Annotated in this window: 19 protein-coding genes; 11 read left to right on the top strand and 8 right to left on the bottom strand. The window is 67.1% G+C overall.

The window, feature by feature from the left end; all coding sequences use genetic code 11:
- Position 1: 1 nt before the first annotated feature.
- The 3 genes from murJ to AB0T83_RS03180 are packed head-to-tail and all read right to left on the bottom strand — an operon-like array spanning position 2 to position 5523.
- Positions 2–1546, bottom strand: a complete 1545-nt coding sequence (murJ, locus tag AB0T83_RS03190; protein ID WP_366191482.1) for a murein biosynthesis integral membrane protein MurJ — start codon at positions 1544–1546, stop codon at positions 2–4.
- The gene (locus tag AB0T83_RS03185) at positions 1543–4350 is read right to left on the bottom strand and encodes a [protein-PII] uridylyltransferase (protein ID WP_435891137.1); all 2808 of its coding nucleotides are present in this window, start codon (positions 4348–4350) and stop codon (positions 1543–1545) included. The genes murJ and AB0T83_RS03185 overlap by 4 nt, the downstream gene beginning before the upstream one ends.
- A gap of 12 nt (positions 4351–4362) precedes the next feature.
- Positions 4363–5523 (bottom strand): penicillin-binding protein activator, encoded by a 1161-nt coding sequence (locus AB0T83_RS03180; protein WP_366191480.1) that lies wholly within the window; start codon positions 5521–5523, stop codon positions 4363–4365.
- A gap of 94 nt (positions 5524–5617) precedes the next feature.
- On the opposite strand from AB0T83_RS03180, the gene rsmI reads away from it, so the two are divergent.
- The 3 genes from rsmI (at position 5618) to gshB (ending at position 7831) form a co-directional block, all read left to right on the top strand.
- Positions 5618–6478: a 16S rRNA (cytidine(1402)-2'-O)-methyltransferase gene (gene rsmI / locus AB0T83_RS03175; protein WP_366191478.1), complete on the top strand. Its 861-nt coding sequence runs from the start codon at positions 5618–5620 to the stop codon at positions 6476–6478.
- Entirely contained in the window at positions 6475–6825 is a 351-nt protein-coding gene (locus AB0T83_RS03170; protein ID WP_366191476.1) for a YraN family protein, read from the top strand. The genes rsmI and AB0T83_RS03170 overlap by 4 nt, the downstream gene beginning before the upstream one ends.
- Positions 6826–6895: 70 nt before the next feature.
- A complete protein-coding gene (gene gshB, locus AB0T83_RS03165) occupies positions 6896–7831 on the top strand; it encodes a glutathione synthase (RefSeq protein ID WP_366191474.1) in 936 nt (311 codons plus the stop codon).
- Between the two features lie 37 nt (positions 7832–7868).
- On the opposite strand, the gene AB0T83_RS03160 is transcribed toward gshB, so the two are convergent.
- From AB0T83_RS03160 to cobU, 4 genes are read right to left on the bottom strand one after another with little or no spacing between them, the layout of a single operon-like run.
- Complete coding sequence (locus AB0T83_RS03160) at positions 7869–9380, bottom strand: YifB family Mg chelatase-like AAA ATPase (RefSeq protein ID WP_366191473.1); 1512 nt, start codon at positions 9378–9380, stop codon at positions 7869–7871.
- Between the two features lie 46 nt (positions 9381–9426).
- Entirely contained in the window at positions 9427–10128 is a 702-nt protein-coding gene (locus AB0T83_RS03155; RefSeq protein WP_366191472.1) for a glutathione S-transferase, read from the bottom strand.
- Between the two features lie 58 nt (positions 10129–10186).
- Positions 10187–10762, bottom strand: a complete 576-nt coding sequence (locus tag AB0T83_RS03150; RefSeq protein WP_366191470.1) for a histidine phosphatase family protein — start codon at positions 10760–10762, stop codon at positions 10187–10189.
- Positions 10755–11294, bottom strand: coding sequence for a bifunctional adenosylcobinamide kinase/adenosylcobinamide-phosphate guanylyltransferase (cobU, locus tag AB0T83_RS03145; RefSeq protein ID WP_366191469.1), 540 nt, complete (start codon positions 11292–11294; stop codon positions 10755–10757). The genes AB0T83_RS03150 and cobU overlap by 8 nt, the downstream gene beginning before the upstream one ends.
- Positions 11295–11378: 84 nt before the next feature.
- Here cobU and AB0T83_RS03140 point away from each other — a divergent pair, with 84 nt between their 5' ends.
- The 6 genes from AB0T83_RS03140 (at position 11379) to AB0T83_RS03115 (ending at position 17877) form a co-directional block, all read left to right on the top strand.
- Positions 11379–12257 carry an RNA polymerase factor sigma-32 gene (locus AB0T83_RS03140; RefSeq protein ID WP_366191468.1) on the top strand — a complete coding sequence of 293 codons (879 nt, stop codon included), beginning with the start codon at positions 11379–11381 and terminating at the stop codon, positions 12255–12257.
- Positions 12258–12264: 7 nt separating this feature from the next.
- On the top strand, positions 12265–13050 hold the full coding sequence (locus AB0T83_RS03135; protein ID WP_366191467.1) for a ChaN family lipoprotein: 786 nt from the start codon (positions 12265–12267) through the stop codon (positions 13048–13050).
- A gap of 72 nt (positions 13051–13122) precedes the next feature.
- On the top strand, positions 13123–14316 hold the full coding sequence (coaBC, locus tag AB0T83_RS03130; RefSeq protein ID WP_366191466.1) for a bifunctional phosphopantothenoylcysteine decarboxylase/phosphopantothenate--cysteine ligase CoaBC: 1194 nt from the start codon (positions 13123–13125) through the stop codon (positions 14314–14316).
- Positions 14313–14783 carry a dUTP diphosphatase gene (gene dut / locus AB0T83_RS03125; protein ID WP_366191465.1) on the top strand — a complete coding sequence of 157 codons (471 nt, stop codon included), beginning with the start codon at positions 14313–14315 and terminating at the stop codon, positions 14781–14783. Before coaBC ends, dut begins: the two co-directional genes overlap by 4 nt.
- The gene (locus tag AB0T83_RS03120) at positions 14783–15856 is read left to right on the top strand and encodes a HesA/MoeB/ThiF family protein (RefSeq protein ID WP_366191463.1); all 1074 of its coding nucleotides are present in this window, start codon (positions 14783–14785) and stop codon (positions 15854–15856) included. Before dut ends, AB0T83_RS03120 begins: the two co-directional genes overlap by 1 nt.
- Complete coding sequence (locus AB0T83_RS03115; RefSeq protein WP_366191461.1) at positions 15853–17877, top strand: M3 family metallopeptidase; 2025 nt, start codon at positions 15853–15855, stop codon at positions 17875–17877. The genes AB0T83_RS03120 and AB0T83_RS03115 overlap by 4 nt, the downstream gene beginning before the upstream one ends.
- On the opposite strand, the gene AB0T83_RS03110 is transcribed toward AB0T83_RS03115, so the two are convergent.
- Positions 17874–18410 carry an SH3 domain-containing protein gene (locus AB0T83_RS03110; RefSeq protein ID WP_366191459.1) on the bottom strand — a complete coding sequence of 179 codons (537 nt, stop codon included), beginning with the start codon at positions 18408–18410 and terminating at the stop codon, positions 17874–17876. The genes AB0T83_RS03115 and AB0T83_RS03110 overlap by 4 nt on opposite strands.
- Before the next feature lie 120 nt (positions 18411–18530).
- Between AB0T83_RS03110 and AB0T83_RS03105 the strand changes: the two genes are divergently transcribed.
- Together AB0T83_RS03105 and AB0T83_RS03100 are read left to right on the top strand one after the other, a co-directional pair.
- Entirely contained in the window at positions 18531–19517 is a 987-nt protein-coding gene (locus AB0T83_RS03105; protein ID WP_366191457.1) for a 2-hydroxyacid dehydrogenase, read from the top strand.
- A 25-nt stretch (positions 19518–19542) separates the two neighbouring features.
- Positions 19543–20418 (top strand): hypothetical protein, encoded by an 876-nt coding sequence (locus tag AB0T83_RS03100; RefSeq protein ID WP_366191455.1) that lies wholly within the window; start codon positions 19543–19545, stop codon positions 20416–20418.
- Positions 20419–20427: the final 9 nt, after the last annotated feature.

Genomic DNA, 20427 nt, shown 5'->3' with positions numbered 1-20427 from the left:
CTCAGTGACCGCGCCGGAAGGCCGATTTCAGTTCGCGCAGGGTCAGCGCGCCCAGCAGGTGCGCGGCGCCGAAATAGCTGACGATCCCGGCCCCGACCAGCAGGGCGAGCGCGCCATAGCGCAGGCCCGGGGTGTGCAGCGCGCCCTCCAGCCCCTGCGCCAGCGCCCAAAGCACCGCGCCCATCAGGACCGAGGCCAGCAATTGCCGGGGCACGGCGCGGCGGAAGCGGTCGTCAAAGCGGGCAACCGCGCCCATCGCGCCAGTGCCGCGCCACAGGAAGACCACCATCGCCCAGCCTGCCAGCGTGGTGCCAAGGGCGGCGGCGGGCCAGCCGATCAGCGGCGACAGGCCGACGGCGCAGCCCGCGTTGACCAGCATCGCCCAGACCGCGAAGCGGAACGGGCTGCGGGTGTCGGAGCGGGCGAAATACAGCGGTTGCAGCACCTTCTGCAGCACGAAGGCGGGCAGGCCCAACCCATAGATCGCAGCCGCCAGCGCCGTGCCCTGGCTGTCGGCGGAGGTGAACTTGCCGCGTTCGAACAGCACCGAGACCATCGGCTCGGCAATCACCAGCAGGGCGACGGCGGCGGGCAGGGTCAGGGCCAGCGAGATCTCTCCGGCGCGGCTGAGCGCGGCGCGGCCCCCGGCGGCGTCATCGGCGGCCAGTCGGCGGGACAGGTCGGGCAGCAGCACGATGCCCACGGCAATGCCCACGACGCCCAGAGGCAGTTGGTACAGGCGGTCGGCGGTGTACATCCAGTCCATCGCCTTGTCGAAATAGCTGGCCACCTGTCGCCCGATCAGCAGGTTGATCTGCACCACGCCCGAGGCCAGCGCCGCCGGCGCCGCGACAATCGCCAGTTGCCGGATTTCCGGTGTGAAGCGCGGCAGCGCGGGCCGCAGGGTGAAGCCGGCCTTGCGCGCCGCGCTCCAGACAAGCGCGAATTGCGCCACGCCCGCGACCGGCACCGCCCAGATCAGCGCACGGGCAACGTCGCCGCCCAGCCAGACCGCAAGGCTCATGAAGGCGATGAAGATCACGTTCAGCAGCACCGGGGCGGCAGCGGCGGCCACGAAGCGGCCCGAGGCGTTCAGCACCCCCGACAGCATCGCCGCCAGCGCGATGAAGAAGATATAGGGAAAGGCGATGCGTCCGAAGCCGACCGCCAGATCGAATTGCTCCTGCCCGGCAAAGCCCGAGGCCATGGCATAGACCAGCCCCGGCATCGCCAGTTGCGCGATCAGGGTCAGTCCCAGCACCACGCTGGCCAAGGCCGCGAACGCCTCTTGCGCGAAATCGGCCGGGCGGTCGCCGGTTTCCAGCCGCCGCGAGAACATCGGCACGAAGGCCATGTTGAACGCGCCCTCGGCAAAGAAGCGGCGGAACATGTTGGGCAGAGAAAACGCCACGATGAAGGCCTGATAGGCCGGGCCAGTGCCCAGCAGCGCCACGATCATCGCGTCGCGGACAAACCCCAGCACCCGGCTGGCCATGGTCCAGCCGCCCACGGTCAGCAGGCCGGTCAGCAGCCGGATGGGCTTCATTGCGCGGCGGCTTTGCTGGCACCCTGTTCGATGGCGTGCAGCAGCTTCTTCTCAAGGTTTTCCAGCTTGGTCTGGCCCATCAGTTTCAGCCCGAACATGTCCTTCACATAGAAGCTGTCCACCGCCTGCGTGCCATAGGTCGCGATCTGCGCCGAGGACAGGTAGATGTTGTTGTTGGCCAGCGTCCGGGCGATGTCATACAGCAGGCCGGGGCGGTCGCGGGTGTCGACCTCGATGATGGTGTAGATGTCCGAGCCTTCGTTGTCGAAGGACACCGAGGTCGGATGCCGGAACGCCTTTTCCCGCTTCTTGATCTTGTCGCGCTTGACCATGGCCTCGCCGGCCACGATCTCGCCGCCCAGGGTCTTGTGGATCATCGACTTCAGCCGGCCCAGACGGTCGACCTCATAGGGGTGGCCTTCGGTGTCCTGGATCCAGAAGGCGGCGGTGGCATAGCCGTCCTTGGTGGTGAAGGTGCGCGCGTCCACCACATTCGCCCCGACCAGCGCCAGAGAGCCCGCTAGCCGGGCAAAGATGCCGGGATGGTCGGCCATGACAAAGCAGACGCGGGTGGCGTCGCGATCCACGTCCTCGTGCAGGTCGATGCGGACCTCGTCATCCCTCAACCCGTCCAGCAGCCGCGCGATGGCCACATGGGTTTCGGTCTGCAACCCCTGCCAGTAGGGGCCGTAGTGGCGGCTGGTCTCGCGTCGCAACTTGGCCTTGTCCCAATCGGTCAGCGCCTCGCGCACCGCCTTCTTGGCATCGCTTTCGCGGGACGTGCGGTTGACGTCCTCAAGCCCGGTCGACAGCGCCTCGGTGGTCTGGCGATAGAGGTTGCGCAGCAGCATGGCCTTCCAGTTGTTCCACACCCCCGGACCGACCCCGCGAATATCGCAGGAGGTCAGCACCAACAGCAGGTCCAGCCGCTGCTGGGTCTTCACCGCCTTGGCAAAATCGCGCACCGTGCGCGGATCGGCCAGATCCCGCTTCTGCGCCATGTCCGACATCAGCAGGTGATGGCGGACCAGCCATTCCACGGTTTCGCATTCCTTGGGCTTGAACCCCAGACGCGGCGCCACGCGGCGTGCGACGCGCGCGCCCAGCAGCGAATGATCCTCGGGCCGGCCCTTGCCGATGTCATGCAGCAGCAGCGCAAGGTACAGCACGCGGCGATTGATGCCGTCTTCGACGATCCGGGTCGAGATCGGAAGCTCGTCCTTCAACATGCCCTTTTCCACCTGCGACAGGGTTTCGATGCAGATGATGGTGTGCTCATCCACGGTGTAGTGGTGGTACATGTTGAACTGCATCATCCCGACAACCGGCTGGAATTCGGGGATAAAGGCGCCCAGCAAGCCGGTTTCCTTCATCCGCCGCAGGGCGCGGCCCGGATCGTCGCGTTTCAGCACGCAGTTCAGGAAGATCTTCGACGCCTGCGGGTCGCGGCGCACCGTGTCGTCGATCAGATCCAGGTTGGCCGAGACCGCGCGCACCGCGTCGGGGTGAAGCTTGTAGCCGGTGCGCAGCGCCTCGTCGAACAGCCGAAGCAGGTTCAGCGGATCCTTCAGGAAGTCCTTTTCGTCCTGAATGGTGATCCGCCCGTGCAGGATCTTGTAGCCCTGCTTGACCCGCTTGCGGCGCTGGAACAGCCCGGCGAAGGTGGGCATCCGCCGGATGTGGTCGGCCTCCATCGCGGTCAGCAGCACACGGGTCAGGTCGCCAACGCGGGTGGCGTGGCGGAAATAGTCCTGCATGAAGATCTCGACACCGCGGCGCCCGGCGCGATCCTTGTAGCCCATGCGCTCGGCAACCTCGACCTGCAGGTCGAAGGTCAGCTGATCCATGGCCCGCCCGGTGATCAGGTGCAGCTGGTTGCGCACCGCCCAGAGAAAGTTCTCGGCGCGCTGGAAATAGCCGAATTCCTCGCGGGTAAACAGGCCAAGCTCGACCAGTTCGGCCGGACGGTCGACGCCGTGGACGTATTTTGCGATCCAGAACAGCGCCTGAAGGTCGCGCAGGCCGCCCTTGGCTTCCTTCACGTTGGGCTCCACCACGTAGCGGTTGCCGCCCTGTTTCGAATGCCGGGCTTCGCGCTCGGTCATCTTGGATTCGATGAAATCTCCGGCGGTGTTCGAGAACAGTTCCTTGCGCAGGCGCTTTCTCAACTCCTGTGCCAGGGGCTTGTGCCCGGCCAGATAGCGGTTTTCCAGCAGGGCTGTGCGGATGGTGTGATCGTCCTTGCCCAGACGCAGGCATTCGTTGACGGTCCGGCTGGCGTGGCCGACCTTCAGGCGCAGATCCCACAGCATGTAGAGCATCGACTCGATGACGCTCTCGGCCCAGGGGGTCAGCTTCCATGGGGTCAGGAACAGCAGGTCGACGTCGGAATAGGGCGCCATCTCGGCGCGGCCGTACCCGCCTACCGCGACCAGGGCGACGCCCTCCCTGGTATCGGCAGAGGTGGCCGGATGCAGCACCTTGGTGGCCAGCAGAAAGGTGGTGTGCACCACGCAATCGGTCAGATAGGCATAGGCGCGCACTGCCGGTCCCGCGTCCAGGGGGCGCTTGGCGATGGCTTCGGCGATGGTGGTGCGGCCATGTTTCATTTGCGCCGACAACAGGCCGACGGTGGCGTTGCGCATGGACTTCGCGTCGGCGGTGTCCTCGACAAGCCGTTTCAATGCCGAAGCCATCGCTTCCCGGTCGAAGATGTCGTCGGGCGCGGCGATGAGGTTCAGAGTGGCGGGCGCGGCCGGAACGCAGAAGCTTTCGGCCCCGCTGTCAAGTGTTGTGTCGGTCAAATGTCAGTCTGCTCACAAACCGGCGACGCCGAAGGATTTCGGTGCCGGGTCAAGGATGCGCACGGCCTTGTTCTGGATGGTGGCCACGGACAGGGCGCGCTGGTTGCTGCCGTTTTGCAGGAAGCGGAACACGCCGCTGGCCCCGGCAAAGCCGCGCGACTGTGTAAAGCTGGCGGGGCTGAGCCCGTTGCCCGATCCTGCCAGCGCGCCAACGGCGGCGATGCCGTCATATCCCAGACCGGCGATGCTGTGCGGTGCGGTGCCAAAGGCCGTGGAATAGCGGCTGGAAAACTGGTTCAGGGCCTGCGTGTCCGGCAGCGCGAACCAGCCGCCCTGCACGCCTGGCAGCGCCAGCGCCGAGGCCGGCACGTCCCAGCGCGTCAGGCCGATGTACTGGATGCTTTCCGGCGTCAGCCCCTGTTCCGGCAGAAGCTGGGTGATGATCGGCAGGGCGGTGTCGGTGTTCGAAGTCAGGAACAGGGCGGCGGCGGCGCTGGCCTGGGTCTGGGCGACGATGCGCGGTGCGGCGGCAACCACACCTTCCTGCGACATGGCAAAGCTCTCGCTGCCGGCAATGCGGATGCCATAATCCTGCGCGGCGCGCACGATGGCGTCGCGGCCGATCTGCTCGGCGGTGGTCTGGCCGTTGACCACCATCACGCTGTCGATGCCCTGCTTCTTGGCATAGCCCATCATCCGGCGGGCGGTGTTGTCGAAGGTGGCACCCAGCACGAAGACGTTGCCCCCGGCAATATCGGCGTTGTTGGAAAAGCTCAGAACAGCGGTGTTGGTGCCGGCCACCGCGACCCCGACCGCCGCGGCGGCTTCGGCGAACAGCGGGCCGACGATCACATCGGCGCCTTCGGCGACGGCATTGCGGGCCATGTTGGCGGCCTGCGAGGCGTTTCCGGCGGTATCATAGACCCGAAGGTCGATGTCGGTGCCCTCCAGATCCGCCACCGCCAGCTTGGCCGCATTGACCAGCGACTGGGCCAAAAAGGCGACATTGCCGTCGGCCGATCCGCTGGGCACTAGAAGCGCCACCTGCGCCTTGCCGCCGCGTCCGCCCGAGGTGATCGCCGCCGGATCACAGGCGGCCAATGCCACCAGTGCGACGCCCATGGTGATGAATTTCGAAAGCTTGCGGATGATGCCGCCACCGGTCTTGGTCATGGAAACCCTCTTCCAAACTGGCCGGGGCAGACCTTGCAGCGGCCCCCGCGCTCCTCTACGCCTTTCCTACGCATCAATGAACTCGGGGCCAACCTTGAATTATCGCGTCACGCCGTTGCAGCCGGGGCTCTATCTGGTCGCGACTCCGATCGGAACCGCGCGCGACATTACCCTGCGGGCGCTGGATATCCTGGCCTCGGCAGAGATTCTGGTGGCCGAGGACACCCGCAGCCTGAAGAAACTGCTTGCCATTCACGGCGTGCCGCTGGGCGACCGTCCGGTCTGGTCCTACCATGATCACAGCGGTGCCGGGACGCGCGCGAAGCTGGTCGAGGCGGTGAAACAGGGACGCAGCGTGGCCTATGCGTCCGAGGCAGGCACGCCCATGGTCTCGGATCCCGGCTTTGACCTGGCCCGCGAGATGATCGCCGCCGATCTGCCTTTGACCGGCGCGCCGGGGCCGTCGGCGGCCATCGCGGCCTTGCTGTTGTCAGGGCTGCCCACGGATCGGTTCCTGTTCCTTGGCTTTCTGCCGCCCAAGGCCACGGCCCGGAAAAAGGCGCTGGCCGAGGTGTCGCAGGTGCCGTGCAGCCTTGTGATCTACGAATCCCCCAAGCGGGTTCACGCGTTGTTAAATGATCTGCGCGATGTCTTGGGAAGCAGCCGTCCCGCCGCCCTGTGCCGTGAGTTGACCAAACGCTTCGAAGAAGTTGTGCGCACACCGCTGGACGATCTGGCCGCCGAATTGACCGACCGCACCATCAAGGGCGAATGCGTGGTCGTTGTCGGCCCTCCGGGGGCCGCAGAATGGACGGAGGATGATATGCGCGATGCGCTGGCGGAAGCCTTGAAAACCCAGTCGGTGCGCGATGCCGCGGCTTTTGTCGCGGCGCAATACGGCCTTCCCCGAAAGGCCGCCTACCAGATGGCCCTGCACATGGACAAGGACGCATGAGTGGGGCGCTTGCCGTCCATGCCGGCCTGGCGGCCGAGGACAGCGTTGCAGATTGCTATCGTGAATGCGGATACCTGATGCGGGATCGCCGATGGAAACGCCGGGGCGGCGAAATCGACCTGGTGATGAGCGATGGCAAGACCCTTGTCTTCATCGAGGTGAAGAAGGCGCGCAGTTTCGCGCGTGCGGCCGAATCGCTGCGTCTGGCGCAGATGCAACGGTTGAACCGCACTGCGCAGTCGTATCTTGGGCAGCTTCCGGGCGGTCAGGACACCGATTGCCGGTTCGACGTGGCACTGGTGGATGAGGTGGGCCGGGTCGAAATTCTTTCCAACGCCTTAATGTAGGCCCAGCCATTGCAGCCCCGCCGGTGATGCGGCATGCAGTCCCCAAACGCACCAACACGGGGTTGCCGTCATGAAAATCGCCTTCCAGATGGATCCGATCCAGTCGGTGGACATCAATGCCGACAGCAGTTTCCGCCTTGCGGAAGAGGCGCAGGCGCGGGGCCATGAGCTGTTCTTCTATCTGCCCGACACGTTGACCTACGCCGATGGCGATATCCGGGTACGCGGCAATCCCTTCACCGTGCAACGTGTGCAGGGCGATCATGCTCAGCTTGGGCCGGAAGAAACCCGCGCGCTGAGCGATTTCGATGTGGTCTGGCTGCGCCAGGATCCGCCCTTCGACATGGGCTATATCACCACGACGCATCTGCTAGATCGCGTGCATCCGGAAACGCTGGTGGTGAACGACCCATTCTGGGTGCGCAATTATCCTGAAAAATTGCTGGTGCTGCAGTTCCCCGACCTCATCCCCGCCACGATGATCACGCGCGATCTGGCCGAGTTGCGTGCCTTCAAGGCGCAGCATGGCGACATCATCGTGAAACCGCTGTTCGGAAACGGCGGCGCCGGGGTGTTCCGCCTGCGTTCCGACGATGGCAACCTTGCCTCGCTGCACGAAACCTTCACCGGCCTCAACAACGAGCCACTGATCGCGCAGGAGTATCTTCCCGCCGTGCAAGACGGCGACAAGCGCGTCATTCTTGTGGACGGCGAACCGATCGGCGCCATCAACCGCGTTCCCCAGAAGGGCGAAACCCGGTCCAACATGCATGTCGGCGGACGCGCCGAGCCTGCAACCCTGACCGACCGCGACCGCGAAATCTGTGCCGCCATCGGCCCGGTGCTGCGCGACAATGGCCAGATCTTCGTCGGCATCGACGTGATCGGCGACAAGCTGACCGAGATCAACCTGACCTCGCCCACCGGCCTGCAGGAGCTGGAGCGGTTCGACGGCATCAACGCCGCAGCAGGGATCTGGGAGGCCATCGAGGCGCGGCGGGGCTGACCCTCGTCCCCCCGGGGCCAGTTCGCAGCCGGGGGCTTCAGCGCCGCTCGGTGCCCAGCCTGTAACTGATCGCCTCGGCCATATGAGCGCGCCCGACGTCTGCATCCCCGGCCAGATCGGCGATGGTGCGAGCTACGCGCAACACCCGGTGATAGCCACGTGCTGTCAGGCCCAACCGGTCAGCGGCGGCGGTCATCAGCTCGCGCCCGGCCTTGTCGGGGCGGGCGACCTCTTCCAGCAATTCGCCTTCTGCATCGGCGTTGACGCGCACTGCGTCCAGCCCCGCATAGCGGTCGGCCTGCACCTGTCGGGCCGTGGCCACGCGGGCGGCGATTTCGGCGCTGGGCGTGCCGTCGCGGGGAAGGTCGAGATCCTGGAAGGAGACCGGTGGCACGTCCACGCGCAGGTCGAACCGATCCATCAGCGGACCCGAGATACGCCCCAAGTAGTCGTCGCCGCAAGCCGGGGCCCGTGCGCAGGCCCGGCCCGGATCGCTCAGATATCCACAGCGGCAGGGGTTGGCCGCCGCCACCAGCAGGAAGCGGGCGGGATAGCGCACATGGGCGTTGGCGCGCGACACCACCACGTCGCCGGTCTCGATCGGCTGGCGCAGGGTTTCCAGCACGGCGCGCGGGAACTCGGGCAGTTCGTCCAGGAACAGCACCCCGTTGTGGGCCAGTGAGATCTCGCCCGGTTTCGCCCCTTTGCCCCCGCCGACGATGGAAGCGACCGAGGCCGTGTGATGCGGCCGCCGGAACGGGCGCACCCGCGAAATGCCGCCTTCGTCCAGCAGACCCGCCAGCGAATGGATCATCGAGGTTTCAAGGGCTTCGCCCGCCGAAAGGGGCGGTAGCAGCCCCGGCAACCGTGCAGCCAGCATGGATTTTCCGGATCCCGGCGTGCCGGTCATCAGCAGGTGGTGACGTCCGGCAGCGGCAATCTCCAGCGCCCGTTTGGCCCGTTCCTGCCCCTTGACGTCGCGCAAGTCGGCCACATCGGCCACGGCGCTCACCTCGCCTGGACGGGCATCCTGCAGCGGCGATTGTCCGGTGAAATGGCGGACGACCTCTCCCAGGGATCCGGCGGCGAGAACGCGCGCGTCCCCGACCCAGGCCGCCTCGGCCCCGCAGGCGCGCGGACACAGCAGGGCGCGATCCCCCTCCGCCGCGGCCAAAGCCGCCGGCAGCGCGCCGATCACCGGGTGCAGGGTGCCGTCCAGCGACATCTCGCCCAGGGCGACGGTCTCGGCCACCTCTTCGGGCGGCAGGATGTCCAGCGCTGCCAGCAGCGCCAGCGCAATCGGCAGGTCGAAATGCGCACCTTCCTTGGGCAGGTCGGCCGGTGACAGGTTGATCGTCACCCGCTTCGAGGGCAGCGCGATGGACATGGCCGACAGCGCCATGCGGATGCGGTCGCGCGCCTCGCTCACCGCCTTGTTGGGCAACCCGACGATGGAGAACGCGGGCAGGCCGGGCACGACGGCGCATTGCACCTCGACCAGCCGGGCATCGATCCCTTCGAAGGCCACCGTGAAGGCCCGTGCCACCATGATCCCCTCCTGTGGGTGTTCATGGTTAAGGGAGCGCAGGAAGCCTTTAGGATTGGTTAAGGTCCGCAGGTTCCGGCCAGGACCGTTGCGGGTAGGGGCGATCATAGGTGGCCTGATGCGGCCCCTGAGCCAGCCCCATCTCGCGCCACGCCCGAAACGCCGGGTCGGCCAGATGGGCCGCCGTGTAGGCCGCGCTGACGGGGCCGACCTTCAGCCCGTACCCGGCGATGCGCCCGGCCACCGGGGCATAGAAGGCATCGGCAATGGAATAGGGCCCGCAAAGCCACGGCCCGTCCGCCGCGAACCTGTCGCGGGCGCGGCCCCAGATGTCTTCCAGCCGATCCAGATCGGCCTGCACCTCGGCTTGCAGGGGGGTGTTCGCATAAGTGGTGCGCAGGTTCATCGGACATTTGTCGCGCAGCACCACGAAGCCCGCGTGCATTTCGGCGGTCAATCCGCGGGCGTGGGCGCGGGCGGCGGTGTCTTGCGGCCACAGTCCGGCGTCGGGAAAGCGGCTGGCCAGTTCCTCGGCTATGGCGAGGCTTTCGCAAACCACGGTGCCATCTTCCAGCTTCAGGGCGGGCACGGTGCGGGCCGGGGCGAATTCGGCCAGCATCTTCGGGAAATCAGAGGTGTAGAGATCGGCGAAGGTCAGCGAGACGGGCAGGCCGAACCGTTGGACCAACAGGCCGATCCGCATGGACCAACTGGAATGAGCGGGGTCTGCAAGGGCGAGGATATGGGTCATGGCGCCACCCTAGACGCGCCGGGCAATCCGGAGAAACGATCTTTCTTGAAGCGTCCCATCACGGCCTGTGATTGATCGGATGCGCCGACCAGCGCTGCCCGTCAAAGGCCAGTCGGGTGACCGACAGGTTGTTGATGTATTGCCCCATCACCTGCTTGGCGCTGACACCCTGCGCGCGCTGCACTTGGGTCAGGATGGCGCCGAAATGCGCGACCGCGATGACCTCCCCCAGACCGTGCAGCTGCGCCACCCCCTGGTTCACCCGGTCGGCCAGCGCGTTCCAGCTTTCGCCCCCCGGCGGGGCAATCTCGCCGGGCTGGTCCCAGAACCGGAAGACGTGATCGGGGGCCTCGGCCTCGGCCTCCTCGAAGCTGCGATGCTCCCACGCGCCGAAATGGATCTCGCGCAACTCGGGCAGGGCGGTCAGGCGAGGGCGGTCCCCGGCGATGGCCTCGGCGGTCTGGCGCGCGCGCAGCAGGTCCGAAGACACCACCGGCACGTCGGGCAGATAGGCGCGCAGGCGGGCCAGCACCGGCGCATCCGACAGGTCGGCGGGCAGGTCGGTCCAGCCGATCATGGTCTTGGCGTGCGTCGGCCCGTGGCGGACCCACCAGATGGTGAGCGGCTCAGTCATGCGGAAGCCGGCCCTTCAGCACCAGCGGCAGGCCCGACATCACCGCGACCACCAGATCGGCTTCGGCGGCCACCTGCTGATTCAGACGACCCTGAACCTCGCGGAAGGCGCGCGCCATGGCGTTTTCGGGCACGATGCCCTGTCCGACCTCGTTGGTGACACAGACCACCGGGCCGGGCGCCCGGGCCAGGGCCTGTGCCAGCGCGCTACTTTCGGCGGCCAGATCCGCCTCGGCCAGCATCCGGTTGGTCAGCCACATGGTCAGGCAATCGACCAGAAGCACTTCTTCGGGCTGGGCCAGCGCCAGCGCCCCGGCCAGATCGTCGGGCGCATCCACCTGCCGCCAGTCGGGGCCGCGCTGCGCCCGGTGCCGCGCGATCTTGGCGCGCATCTCGTCATCCCAGGCCTGCGCGGTGGCCACATAGACGCGGGGGCGGCCAAAGCCCGATACCAGCGCCTCGGCGAAACGGGATTTCCCTGACGCCGCCCCGCCGGTCACAAGCGCAAGCCGGGGCACTGCATTTTTTGTCATTTGTTGTGATCCAGTTTCCGCAGGTGTCCGTAATCCTTCCGACAACAACGCTGAACAGCAGCACCGACCGGGAGTGGAAATCATATGGCACTGGACGGATACGCGGATCAATCCATGACACGCCGCGCAATGAAAGCGGAAATGCTGGACGCCGAGACCGAGCTGGCTCTGGCCTATGCCTGGCGCGACCAACGCGACGAGGAGGCCCTGCATCGGTTGATCACCGCTTACATGCGGCTGGCGATCTCGATGGCGGCGAAATTCAAACGCTACGGCGCGCCGATGAACGACCTGATTCAAGAGGCCGGGCTGGGGCTGATGAAGGCTGCCGACAAGTTCGACCCGGATCGCGGCGTGCGGTTTTCGACCTATGCGGTGTGGTGGATCAAGGCCTCCATTCAGGATTACGTGATGCGCAACTGGTCGATGGTGCGGACCGGCTCGACCAGCAGCCAGAAGTCGCTGTTTTTCAACATGCGCCGGGTGCAGGCGCGGCTGGAGCGCGAGGCCATGACCCGCGGCGAGGAACTTGACAAGCACCAGTTGCGGCAGATGATCGCTTCGGAAGTGGGGGTGCCCCTGCACGACGTGGAAATGATGGAAGGCCGCCTGTCGGGGTCGGATTTTTCCCTCAACGCCACGCAAAGCGCCGAGGATGAGGGCCGTGAGTGGATCGACACGCTGGAAGACGATGGCCTTCAGGCCGAGCATATCGTCGAGCATTCGCGCGATACCTCCCGCCTGCGGGAATGGCTGCTGGAGGCCATGGGCGCGCTCAACGAGCGCGAGCGGTTCATCGTCCGCGAGCGCAAGCTGCGCGATACGCCCCGCACCCTGGAAAGCCTGGGCAACGAGTTGGGCCTGTCGAAAGAGCGGGTCCGTCAGCTGGAAGCCGCCGCTTTCGGCAAGATGCGCAAGAACCTTGAGGCGCAATCCGGCGAGGTTCATCGCTTTCTGGTCTAGTCTATTGGTGCTGGCAGGCGCGGCGGCGGCCTTCGAAGGGACGCCGCCGCCGGTCGACAGCATCGATCTGCCCGACGCACAGATTGTTCTGCTGGGCGAGGTGCATGACAATGGCGCGCATCACGACCGGCAAGCCGCCGCCCTGAAGGGCATGGAGCCTGCCGCTGTGGTGTTCGAGATGCTGACGCCCGCGCAGGCCGACGTTCTTGCCGACAGCCCGCTTTCGGGCGAGGCACTGGCCGAGGCGCTGGACTGGGACGGCTCCGGCTGGCCAGACTTTTCCCTTTATGAACCGGTGATCGAGGCCGCGCGGGCCACGCGCGTCTACGGCATGGCCGTGCCCCGTGCCGATCTGGGCGCGGTGTTCGACGGTGGCGCAGCGGCGGCCTTCGGACCCGAGGCCGCGCGCTTCGGGCTGGATCAGCCCTTGCCCGACGACGAACAGGCGGCCCGCGAAGAGGCACAGTTCGCCGCCCATTGCGAGGCGCTCCCCCGCGAGATGCTGCCGGGGATGGTCGAGGCCCAGCGGTTCCGTGATGCCGTCTTTGCCCGGACGATCCTGCAGGCGCTGGTGGACACCGGCGGCCCGGTGGCGGTGATTGCCGGCAACGGCCATGTGCGCAAGGACTGGGGCATCCCGGTCTACCTGTCGCACGCGGCACCCGAGGTCACCGTGCTGTCGGTGGGCCAGGTCGAACGTCAGGGCAGGCTGCCCGACGACGCGCCCTATGATCTGTGGATTCTGTCGGCCCCGGCCGAGCGCGACGATCCCTGTGCGGTCTTTGCAAGGTAGTGGCGCCAAAACCCCGGTTGCCCCGCCCGCGGCCCCGGCCTAGGGTCCGGGCAAGTCATGGAGCGGGACCAGATGCTGGCAGGCAAGCGCATTCTTCTGATCATCGGGGGCGGCATCGCAGCCTATAAATCGCTGGAGTTGATCCGCCGCTATCAGGACGCCGGCGCCAGCGTGACGCCGGTTCTGACCCGCGCGGGCGAGGAATTCGTGACCCCGCTGTCGGTCTCGGCGCTGGCCGGATCGAAGGTCTATCGCGATCTGTTCGACCTGACGGATGAGGCCGAGATGGGCCATATCCAACTGTCCCGCGCCGCCGATCTGGTGGTCGTTGCCCCGGCCACCGCCGATCTGATGGCCAAGATGGCCACCGGGCAGGCGAACGATCTGGCCACCACGCTGCTGCTGGCCACCGACACGCCGGTGCTGATCGCGCCCGCAATGAACGTGCGCATGTGGGATCATCCCGCCACCCGGCGCAATCTGGCGGTGTTGAAGGGCGATGGCGTGCGCGTGGTCGGCCCCAACGAAGGCGCGATGGCCTGCGGCGAATTCGGCTTTGGCCGGATGGCCGAACCGGCGGAAATTCTGGCCGCCACGCGGGCCCATTTCGCCACCGGCCCGCTGTCGGGCAAGCGCATCGTCGTGACCTCGGGGCCGACGCATGAGCCCATCGATCCGGTGCGCTATATCGCCAACCGCTCGTCCGGCGCGCAGGGCACGGCCCTGGCGGCGGCGCTGGCGGATCTGGGCGCCGAAGTGATCTTCGTTACCGGCCCGGCCAGCGTACCGCCGCCCGACGGCGTGCAGGTCGTCGCCGTGGAAACCGCCCGCCAGATGCAGGAAGCCGTCACCGCCGCCCTTCCCGCCGATGCTGCCGTCTTTGCCGCCGCCGTGGCCGACTGGCGCGTGGCCGGGGCCGGCGACCGCAAGCTGAAAAAGGACGGCACCGGCGCGCCGCCGCCGCTGGATCTGGTGGAAAATCCCGACATTCTGGCGGGGGTTTCGAAGGGGCCAGACAGGCCCGGCCTGGTGGTCGGCTTTGCCGCCGAAACCCATGACGTGATTGCCCATGCGACGGCCAAACGCCTCCGCAAGGGCTGCGACTGGATCGTTGCCAACGATGTCTCGCCGGGCACTGGCATCATGGGCGGCACCGAAAACGCCGTAACCCTGATCACCGAGGCCGGGGCCGAGGACTGGCCGCGCATGGGCAAGGCCGAGGTTTCGGCCCGGCTGGCCCGACGCATGGCCGAGGCGCTGACATGACCCGCATTCCCGTGACCCTGGCCTGGACCGACGAGGCCGACCGCACCCTGCCGCTGCCGTCTTATGAAACCCCGCAGGCCGCCGGTGCCGATCTGCGCGCCAATTTCGCCCCTGGATTGCGCGAAAGCGGCATGACGGTCTATCCCGGCGCGCGTGGGCTGGTGCCTACCGGGCTGCGGCTGGCGATCCCCGAAGGCTACGAAGTGCAGATTCGCCCGCGTTCCGGTCTGGCGCTGAAGCACGGGATCACCCTGCCCAATGCGCCCGGCACCATCGACGCCGACTATCGCGGACCGCTGGGGGTGATTCTGATGAACATGGGCGAACAGCCCTTCGTGATCTCGCATGGCGACCGCATTGCCCAGATGATCCTGGCCCCGGTGCTGCAAGCGGGCTTCGTTCTGGCCGAAACGCTGGACGACACCGCGCGCGGGGCCGGGGGGTTCGGCTCGACCGGAACCGGCTGATGACGCTGTTTCTGGCGGCGGCGGCAGGGCTTTGGGGGCTGGGCTGGATGCTCAGGATGCCCCTTCAGGCGCGGGGCCTGATGATCGGGTTACTCTATCTGGCGGTGATCGCGGCCCTGCTGGTGCTGCCCGAAGGCGCGCCGCTGCGGCAGACGCTGGGCGGCTCGGCGGGCAACTGGCTGGTGCTGGGGGCGCTGGGGGCGCTGGCCTATGGCTATGCGGGGATGCTGAAGCGCCTGCGCGCCCGCGTGCGCCCCGAAAACAAGGCCGACACCCCGCAAGAGGAACCTGACCAGTCCGCGCCCCTGACCGATGCCGAGTTGGACCGCTATGCCCGTCACATCGTGCTGCGCGAATTGGGCGGCATGGGCCAGCGTCGTCTGAAAGCCGCCAAGGTGCTGGTGATCGGTGCGGGCGGTCTGGGGTCGCCGGTGCTGGAATACCTTGGCGCGGCCGGTGTCGGCACCCTCGGGGTGATCGACGACGATGTGGTCGATGCCTCCAACCTGCAACGTCAGGTGATCCATTCGGCGGCGACGCTGGGGATGCCCAAGGTGTTCTCGGCCCAGACCCGCCTGCGCGACCTGAACCCGAATGTGATCGTCCGCCCCTATCACCGCCGCCTGACCGAGGAGATCGCCGAAGACCTGATCGCCGGTTACGATCTGGTGCTGGACGGCTGCGACGACTTCGCCACGCGCGCGCTGGTCAACCGCACCTGCGTCGCCCTTGGCAAACCGCTGATCTCGGGCGCGATCACCCAGTGGGAAGGCCAGTTGGCCCTGTTCGACCCGGCCACGGGCGGGCCGTGCTATGCCTGTATCTTTCCGCAGGAACCCGCCGCCGGGCTGGCGCCCTCCTGCGCCGAGGGCGGGGTCATCGGCCCCTTGCCCGGCGTCATCGGTACCATGATGGCGGTGGAGGCGATCAAGCGCATCTGCGAAATCGGCGCGCCGCTGAACGACGCCCTTCTGATCTATGACGGGCTGTGGGGCGAAACCCGCCGCATCGCCCTGACCCGGAACCCCGACTGCCCGGTGTGCGGCGCAGTCCCTTCGACGGAGTCTTCATGACCAACCCGCTGCTTGCCCCCTGGGACACGCCCTTCGACCTGCCGCCCTATGACACCATCCGGGATGAGGATTTCGCCCCCGCGGTCGAGACCGCGCTGGACGAAGGCCGCGCCGCGATCAAGGCCATCACCGATCAGGCCGACGCCCCGACCTTCGCCAACACCATCGAGGCGCTGGAATGCGCCGATGAGACACTGGGCCGGGTGCTGGGTGCCTTCTATGCGGTGGCCGGGGCCGATGCGACGCCCGCCCGCGAAGACCTGATGCGGGTGTTCTCGCCCAAGTTGGCCGCCTACGGCAGCGAGATCACCATGAATGCCGATCTGTTCGCCCGGATCGAAACCCTGTGGCAGGCGCGCGACACGCTGGAGTTGACCGAAGAACAGGCCCGCGTCCTGATGCTGACCCGGCGCGGGTTCGTGCGCGCCGGGGCGCAGCTGGAAGGGGCCGCGCGCAGCCGTCTGGGCGAGATCAAGGAGCGTCTGGCCAGCCTTGGCACGCAGTTCACCCAGAACCTGCTGGCCGATGAACGGGACTGGTTCCTGCCGCTGGCCGAGGCCGATCTGGAAGGCCTGCCCGACTTCGTGAAGGCCACCGCGCGCGCCGCCGGGGCCGAGCGCGGGCAGGACGGGCCGGTGGTGACGCTGTCGCGCTCGCTGATCGTGCCGTTCCTGCAATTCTCGCCGCGCCGCGACCTGCGCCAGAAGGCCTTCGCCGCCTGGGTGGCGCGCGGCGCTAACGGCGGCGAGACGGACAACCGCGCCGTCGCCGCCGAGATCCTGAAGCTGCGCGAGGAACGCGCGGCGCTGCTGGGCTATGACAGTTTCGCCGCCTACAAGCTGGAAACCGAGATGGCGGAAACCCCGGACGCCGTGCGCGAGCTGCTGATGGCGGTCTGGGAGCCTGCCCGCGCCATGGCCGAGGCCGATGCCGATGTGCTGACCGGGATGATGCGCGCCGATGGCATCAACGGCGATCTGGAGCCCTGGGACTGGCGGTACTATGCCGAGAAGCGCCGCAAGGCCGAGCATGATCTGGACGAGGCCGAGGTGAAGCCCTTCCTGCAGTTGGACCGGATGATCGAGGCCGCGTTTTCCTGTGCGCACCGGCTGTTCGGGATCGAGGCCCGGCCGGTCGATGTGCCGCTCTACCATCCCGATTGCCGCGCGTGGGAGATCACCCGCGACGGCGAACATCTGGCGCTGTTCATCGGGGATTACTTCGCACGGGCGTCCAAACGGTCGGGCGCTTGGTGCTCGGCCATGCGCAGCCAGCAGAAACTGGCCGGGAACATCCGCCCCGTGGTCATCAACGTGTGCAATTTCGCCAAGCCCGAGGCCGGCCAGCCGGCGCTGCTGTCCTATGACGACGCGCGCACGCTGTTTCACGAATTCGGCCATGCGCTGCACCAGATGCTGTCGGACGTGACCTATGAAAGCATCTCGGGCACCTCGGTGGCGCGCGACTTCGTCGAGCTTCCCAGCCAGTTGTACGAACACTGGCTGGAGGTGCCCGAGGTTCTGGCCGAATTCGCCACCCATGCAGACACCGGCGCCCCGATGCCCGCCGACATGCTGGACCGCCTGCTGAAGGCCAAGAACTTCGATCAGGGCTTCGCCACGGTGGAATATGTCGCCTCGGCGCTGGTCGATCTGGCGTTTCACGAAGGCAGCGCGCCAGAAGATGTCATGCAGCGGCAGGCCGAGGTGCTGACCGACATCGGGCTGCCCCGCGCCATCCCCATGCGCCATGCCAGCCCGCATTTCGCCCATGTCTTTTCCGGCGACGGCTATTCCTCGGGCTATTACAGCTACATGTGGTCCGAGGTCATGGATGCCGATGCTTTCGAGGCCTTCGAAGACGCGGGCGATGCCTTCGACCCGGCCACCGCGCAGGCGTTGCACGACCACGTGCTGTCCCGGGGCGGCAGCGTCGATGCCAAGGCGCTTTATACCCGGTTTCGGGGGCGTCTGCCGGGGGTCGAGGCGTTGTTGAAGGGCCGGGGTCTGACGGCGGCCTAATCCTCGGGGGCGCCGCGCACGTCGTTGACGTCCAGCCCCCACAGGGCGTCGGCGGCAACCCAGCCGCGATAGCCGTCGGCGCGAATCTCGCACCAGTCGCTTTCGCAGTCCCCGAGCCGGGCGATGACGCCCTTCTCGGCACGCGCCTTGACCTTGGCGTTGGGCGACGGCTGGCTGCGCAGGAAGACCTCGTCGGCATCCACGATCACCGTGCGGGTGCCCGACAGCAGGGCATAGTGGATCCAGCCGCCGACGCCGTCGCGATCCACCACCCGCCGCCAGTGGCCGTATTCGCCGGTGACGATCACCGGCATCCCCTGATGGCGAAACACCCAGTCGATCCTGTGGGTGGTCGAGGGGCCGCGGCGTATGTTGGCCTCGTTGGTCTTGATCGAGACGAAGCGCGGAATCGGCAGGTTCGTGACCGGTCCCAACCGCTCGGCCCCGGCGCCGCTGGCCAGCGCCATCACCATCATCGTCGAAATCACCGCCATGGCCTTGCGCCACGGGGTCTGCCGCCAGTGCTTGCTCATGTTGTCCTGCCCGTTATCCGGCGTGTTTTTGTCGCTATCCGATCCCGGCGCTTGTGCGTCGGTTCCCTATAAGTCACCTTGCCAGCCAAACCGACGGATTAGAAGACGAGGAGTTCCAGTATGCCCGCAAAGCGCGTGAGAGTTGTGGTGACACGACGGTTGCCGGAACCGGTGGAGAACCGGCTGAAGGATCTGTTCGACGTGCGTTTGCGCGACGAGGATACCCAGATGAGCCGCGCTGAATTGATTGCAGCCATGCAAAGCTGCGAGGTGCTGGTGGCCACCGTCACCGATCACATCGACGCCGCGATGATGGCGCAGGCCGGGCCCGATCTGAAGCTGATCGCGTCGTATGGCGCGGGCGTGGATCACATCGACGTGGCCTCGGCCCGCAGCCGCGCCATTCTGGTGTCCAACACCCCCGGCGTCGTGACCGAAGACACTGCCGACATGGCGATGGCGCTGATGCTGGCGGTGACCCGCCGCATCCCGGAAGGGCTGGCCATGGTGCAAAGCAAAAGCTGGACCGGCTGGGCGCCGACGGCCCTGCTGGGCGGCCGCATCGGCGGGCGTCGGCTGGGCATTCTGGGCATGGGCCGCATCGGGCAGGCGCTGGCGCGCCGGGCGCAGGCCTTCGGCATGCAGGTGCATTATCACAACCGCCGCCGCGTCGCCGAAAGCATCGAGACCGAGCTGGGCGCGACCTATTGGGAAGATCTGGACGAGATGGTCAAGCGGGTCGACGTGCTGTCGATCAACTGCCCTTCGACGCCCGACACTTTCCACCTGATCAACGCCCGCCGCTTGCAGCTGATGAAACCCTCGGCGGTGATCGTGAACACATCGCGCGGCGATGTGGTGGACGAGAACGCGCTGGCGCGCGAGTTGCGGGCGGGCAATCTGGCCGGGGCCGGTCTGGATGTCTATGAGCATGGGGTCGAGATCAACGACGTGTTGCGCGAACTGCCCAACGTGGTGCTGCTGCCGCATATGTCCTCGGCTACCGAGGAAGGCCGCATCGAGATGGGCGAGAAGGTCATCATCAACATCAAGACCTTCGCCGATGGCCACCGGCCGCCGGATCAGGTCGTGCCGGGCGTGATGTAGCCCGTTGATGCGCGCCGCACCGGTCTTGTCCCCGTCGCGCGTCCTGCGCCATTGGCGGCTGGCGGTGGCGGCCGTGTTGCTGGCGCTGGTGGTCACCGGCCCGCCGGGGCTGCGCGCCGCGCAGGAGTTCAACACCCGCGTCCTGACCAGCGCCGGGGCCACCTATGCGGCCTTGCGCACCATCAACGCGGTGCTGTCCACGGCCAAGCAGACCTCGGTCGGGGTGGAATTCGTCGGCGCCGTCGAAGGCAAGCCGGCGATGATCCTCGATCCGCTGGATGAAACCGTGGCGCGGGTGTCGGATGCGGTGTTCCTGCTGGCCGGGCTTTCGGCGCTGCTGGCCGTGGCCTTCGCGCCGCTGGGAACGGTCGGGCTGGCCCTGGCCACGGTCGGTCTGGCGGCGCAATGGGGGCTGCGCGATGCGCCGCGCCCCGCGCGCGCGCCGCGCCTGCGCGGGCTGGAACGGGGGTTCGCAACGGTCACCCGCTTTGGCCTTGTGATCGGGCTGGTGTTGCCGCTCAGTTATGCGGCGGGCGGCTGGCTTGGCGATCTGACAACCCATGATCGGCTAGAGACCGCCGTGGCCCAGCTTCAGGGGGAAGAAGCCACCCTGACCCGCGGGCTGGAGGCGCTGGCCGAAACCCCCGTCCCCGATGATCCCGACGACCCCGCGCCGGGGCTGATGACCCGTGTGCTGGACGGGATGGCGAGTTCGGTCACCGGGGCCTGGTCCGACCTGTCGGCGCATCTGCCGGACATGGATCAGGTCGAAGAACGCGGCACGGCGATTTTCGATGCCTCGCTCGAAATCGTGGCGATCTACACCCTGCGGCTGGTGGTGTTTCCGCTCTTGACGCTGCTCTTTCTGGCAGGTGTGATCCGAAGCCTCATGCGCGGCTAGGAGACCCCC

This window comes from Meridianimarinicoccus marinus (genome assembly GCF_040689105.1).
GTDB classification, from domain to species: Bacteria; Pseudomonadota; Alphaproteobacteria; order Rhodobacterales; family Rhodobacteraceae; genus Meridianimarinicoccus; species Meridianimarinicoccus marinus.
The sequence above is the reverse complement of the archived record's forward strand: the minus strand, read 5'-3'. Positions and strand labels throughout refer to the sequence as shown.

Coding starts and splice junctions, on each gene's coding strand:
- AB0T83_RS03140 (WP_366191468.1), top strand. CDS start 11,379: ATGGCACTGGACGGATACGCGGATCAATCCATGACACGCCGCGCAATG.
- dut (WP_366191465.1), top strand. CDS start 14,313: ATGACCCGCATTCCCGTGACCCTGGCCTGGACCGACGAGGCCGACCGC.
- murJ (WP_366191482.1), bottom strand. CDS start 1,546: ATGAAGCCCATCCGGCTGCTGACCGGCCTGCTGACCGTGGGCGGCTGG.
- AB0T83_RS03180 (WP_366191480.1), bottom strand. CDS start 5,523: ATGACCAAGACCGGTGGCGGCATCATCCGCAAGCTTTCGAAATTCATC.
- AB0T83_RS03155 (WP_366191472.1), bottom strand. CDS start 10,128: ATGACCCATATCCTCGCCCTTGCAGACCCCGCTCATTCCAGTTGGTCC.
- AB0T83_RS03170 (WP_366191476.1), top strand. CDS start 6,475: ATGAGTGGGGCGCTTGCCGTCCATGCCGGCCTGGCGGCCGAGGACAGC.
- AB0T83_RS03150 (WP_366191470.1), bottom strand. CDS start 10,762: ATGACTGAGCCGCTCACCATCTGGTGGGTCCGCCACGGGCCGACGCAC.
- gshB (WP_366191474.1), top strand. CDS start 6,896: ATGAAAATCGCCTTCCAGATGGATCCGATCCAGTCGGTGGACATCAAT.
- cobU (WP_366191469.1), bottom strand. CDS start 11,294: ATGACAAAAAATGCAGTGCCCCGGCTTGCGCTTGTGACCGGCGGGGCG.
- AB0T83_RS03160 (WP_366191473.1), bottom strand. CDS start 9,380: ATGGTGGCACGGGCCTTCACGGTGGCCTTCGAAGGGATCGATGCCCGG.
- coaBC (WP_366191466.1), top strand. CDS start 13,123: ATGCTGGCAGGCAAGCGCATTCTTCTGATCATCGGGGGCGGCATCGCA.
- AB0T83_RS03105 (WP_366191457.1), top strand. CDS start 18,531: ATGCCCGCAAAGCGCGTGAGAGTTGTGGTGACACGACGGTTGCCGGAA.
- AB0T83_RS03115 (WP_366191461.1), top strand. CDS start 15,853: ATGACCAACCCGCTGCTTGCCCCCTGGGACACGCCCTTCGACCTGCCG.
- AB0T83_RS03110 (WP_366191459.1), bottom strand. CDS start 18,410: ATGAGCAAGCACTGGCGGCAGACCCCGTGGCGCAAGGCCATGGCGGTG.
- AB0T83_RS03120 (WP_366191463.1), top strand. CDS start 14,783: ATGACGCTGTTTCTGGCGGCGGCGGCAGGGCTTTGGGGGCTGGGCTGG.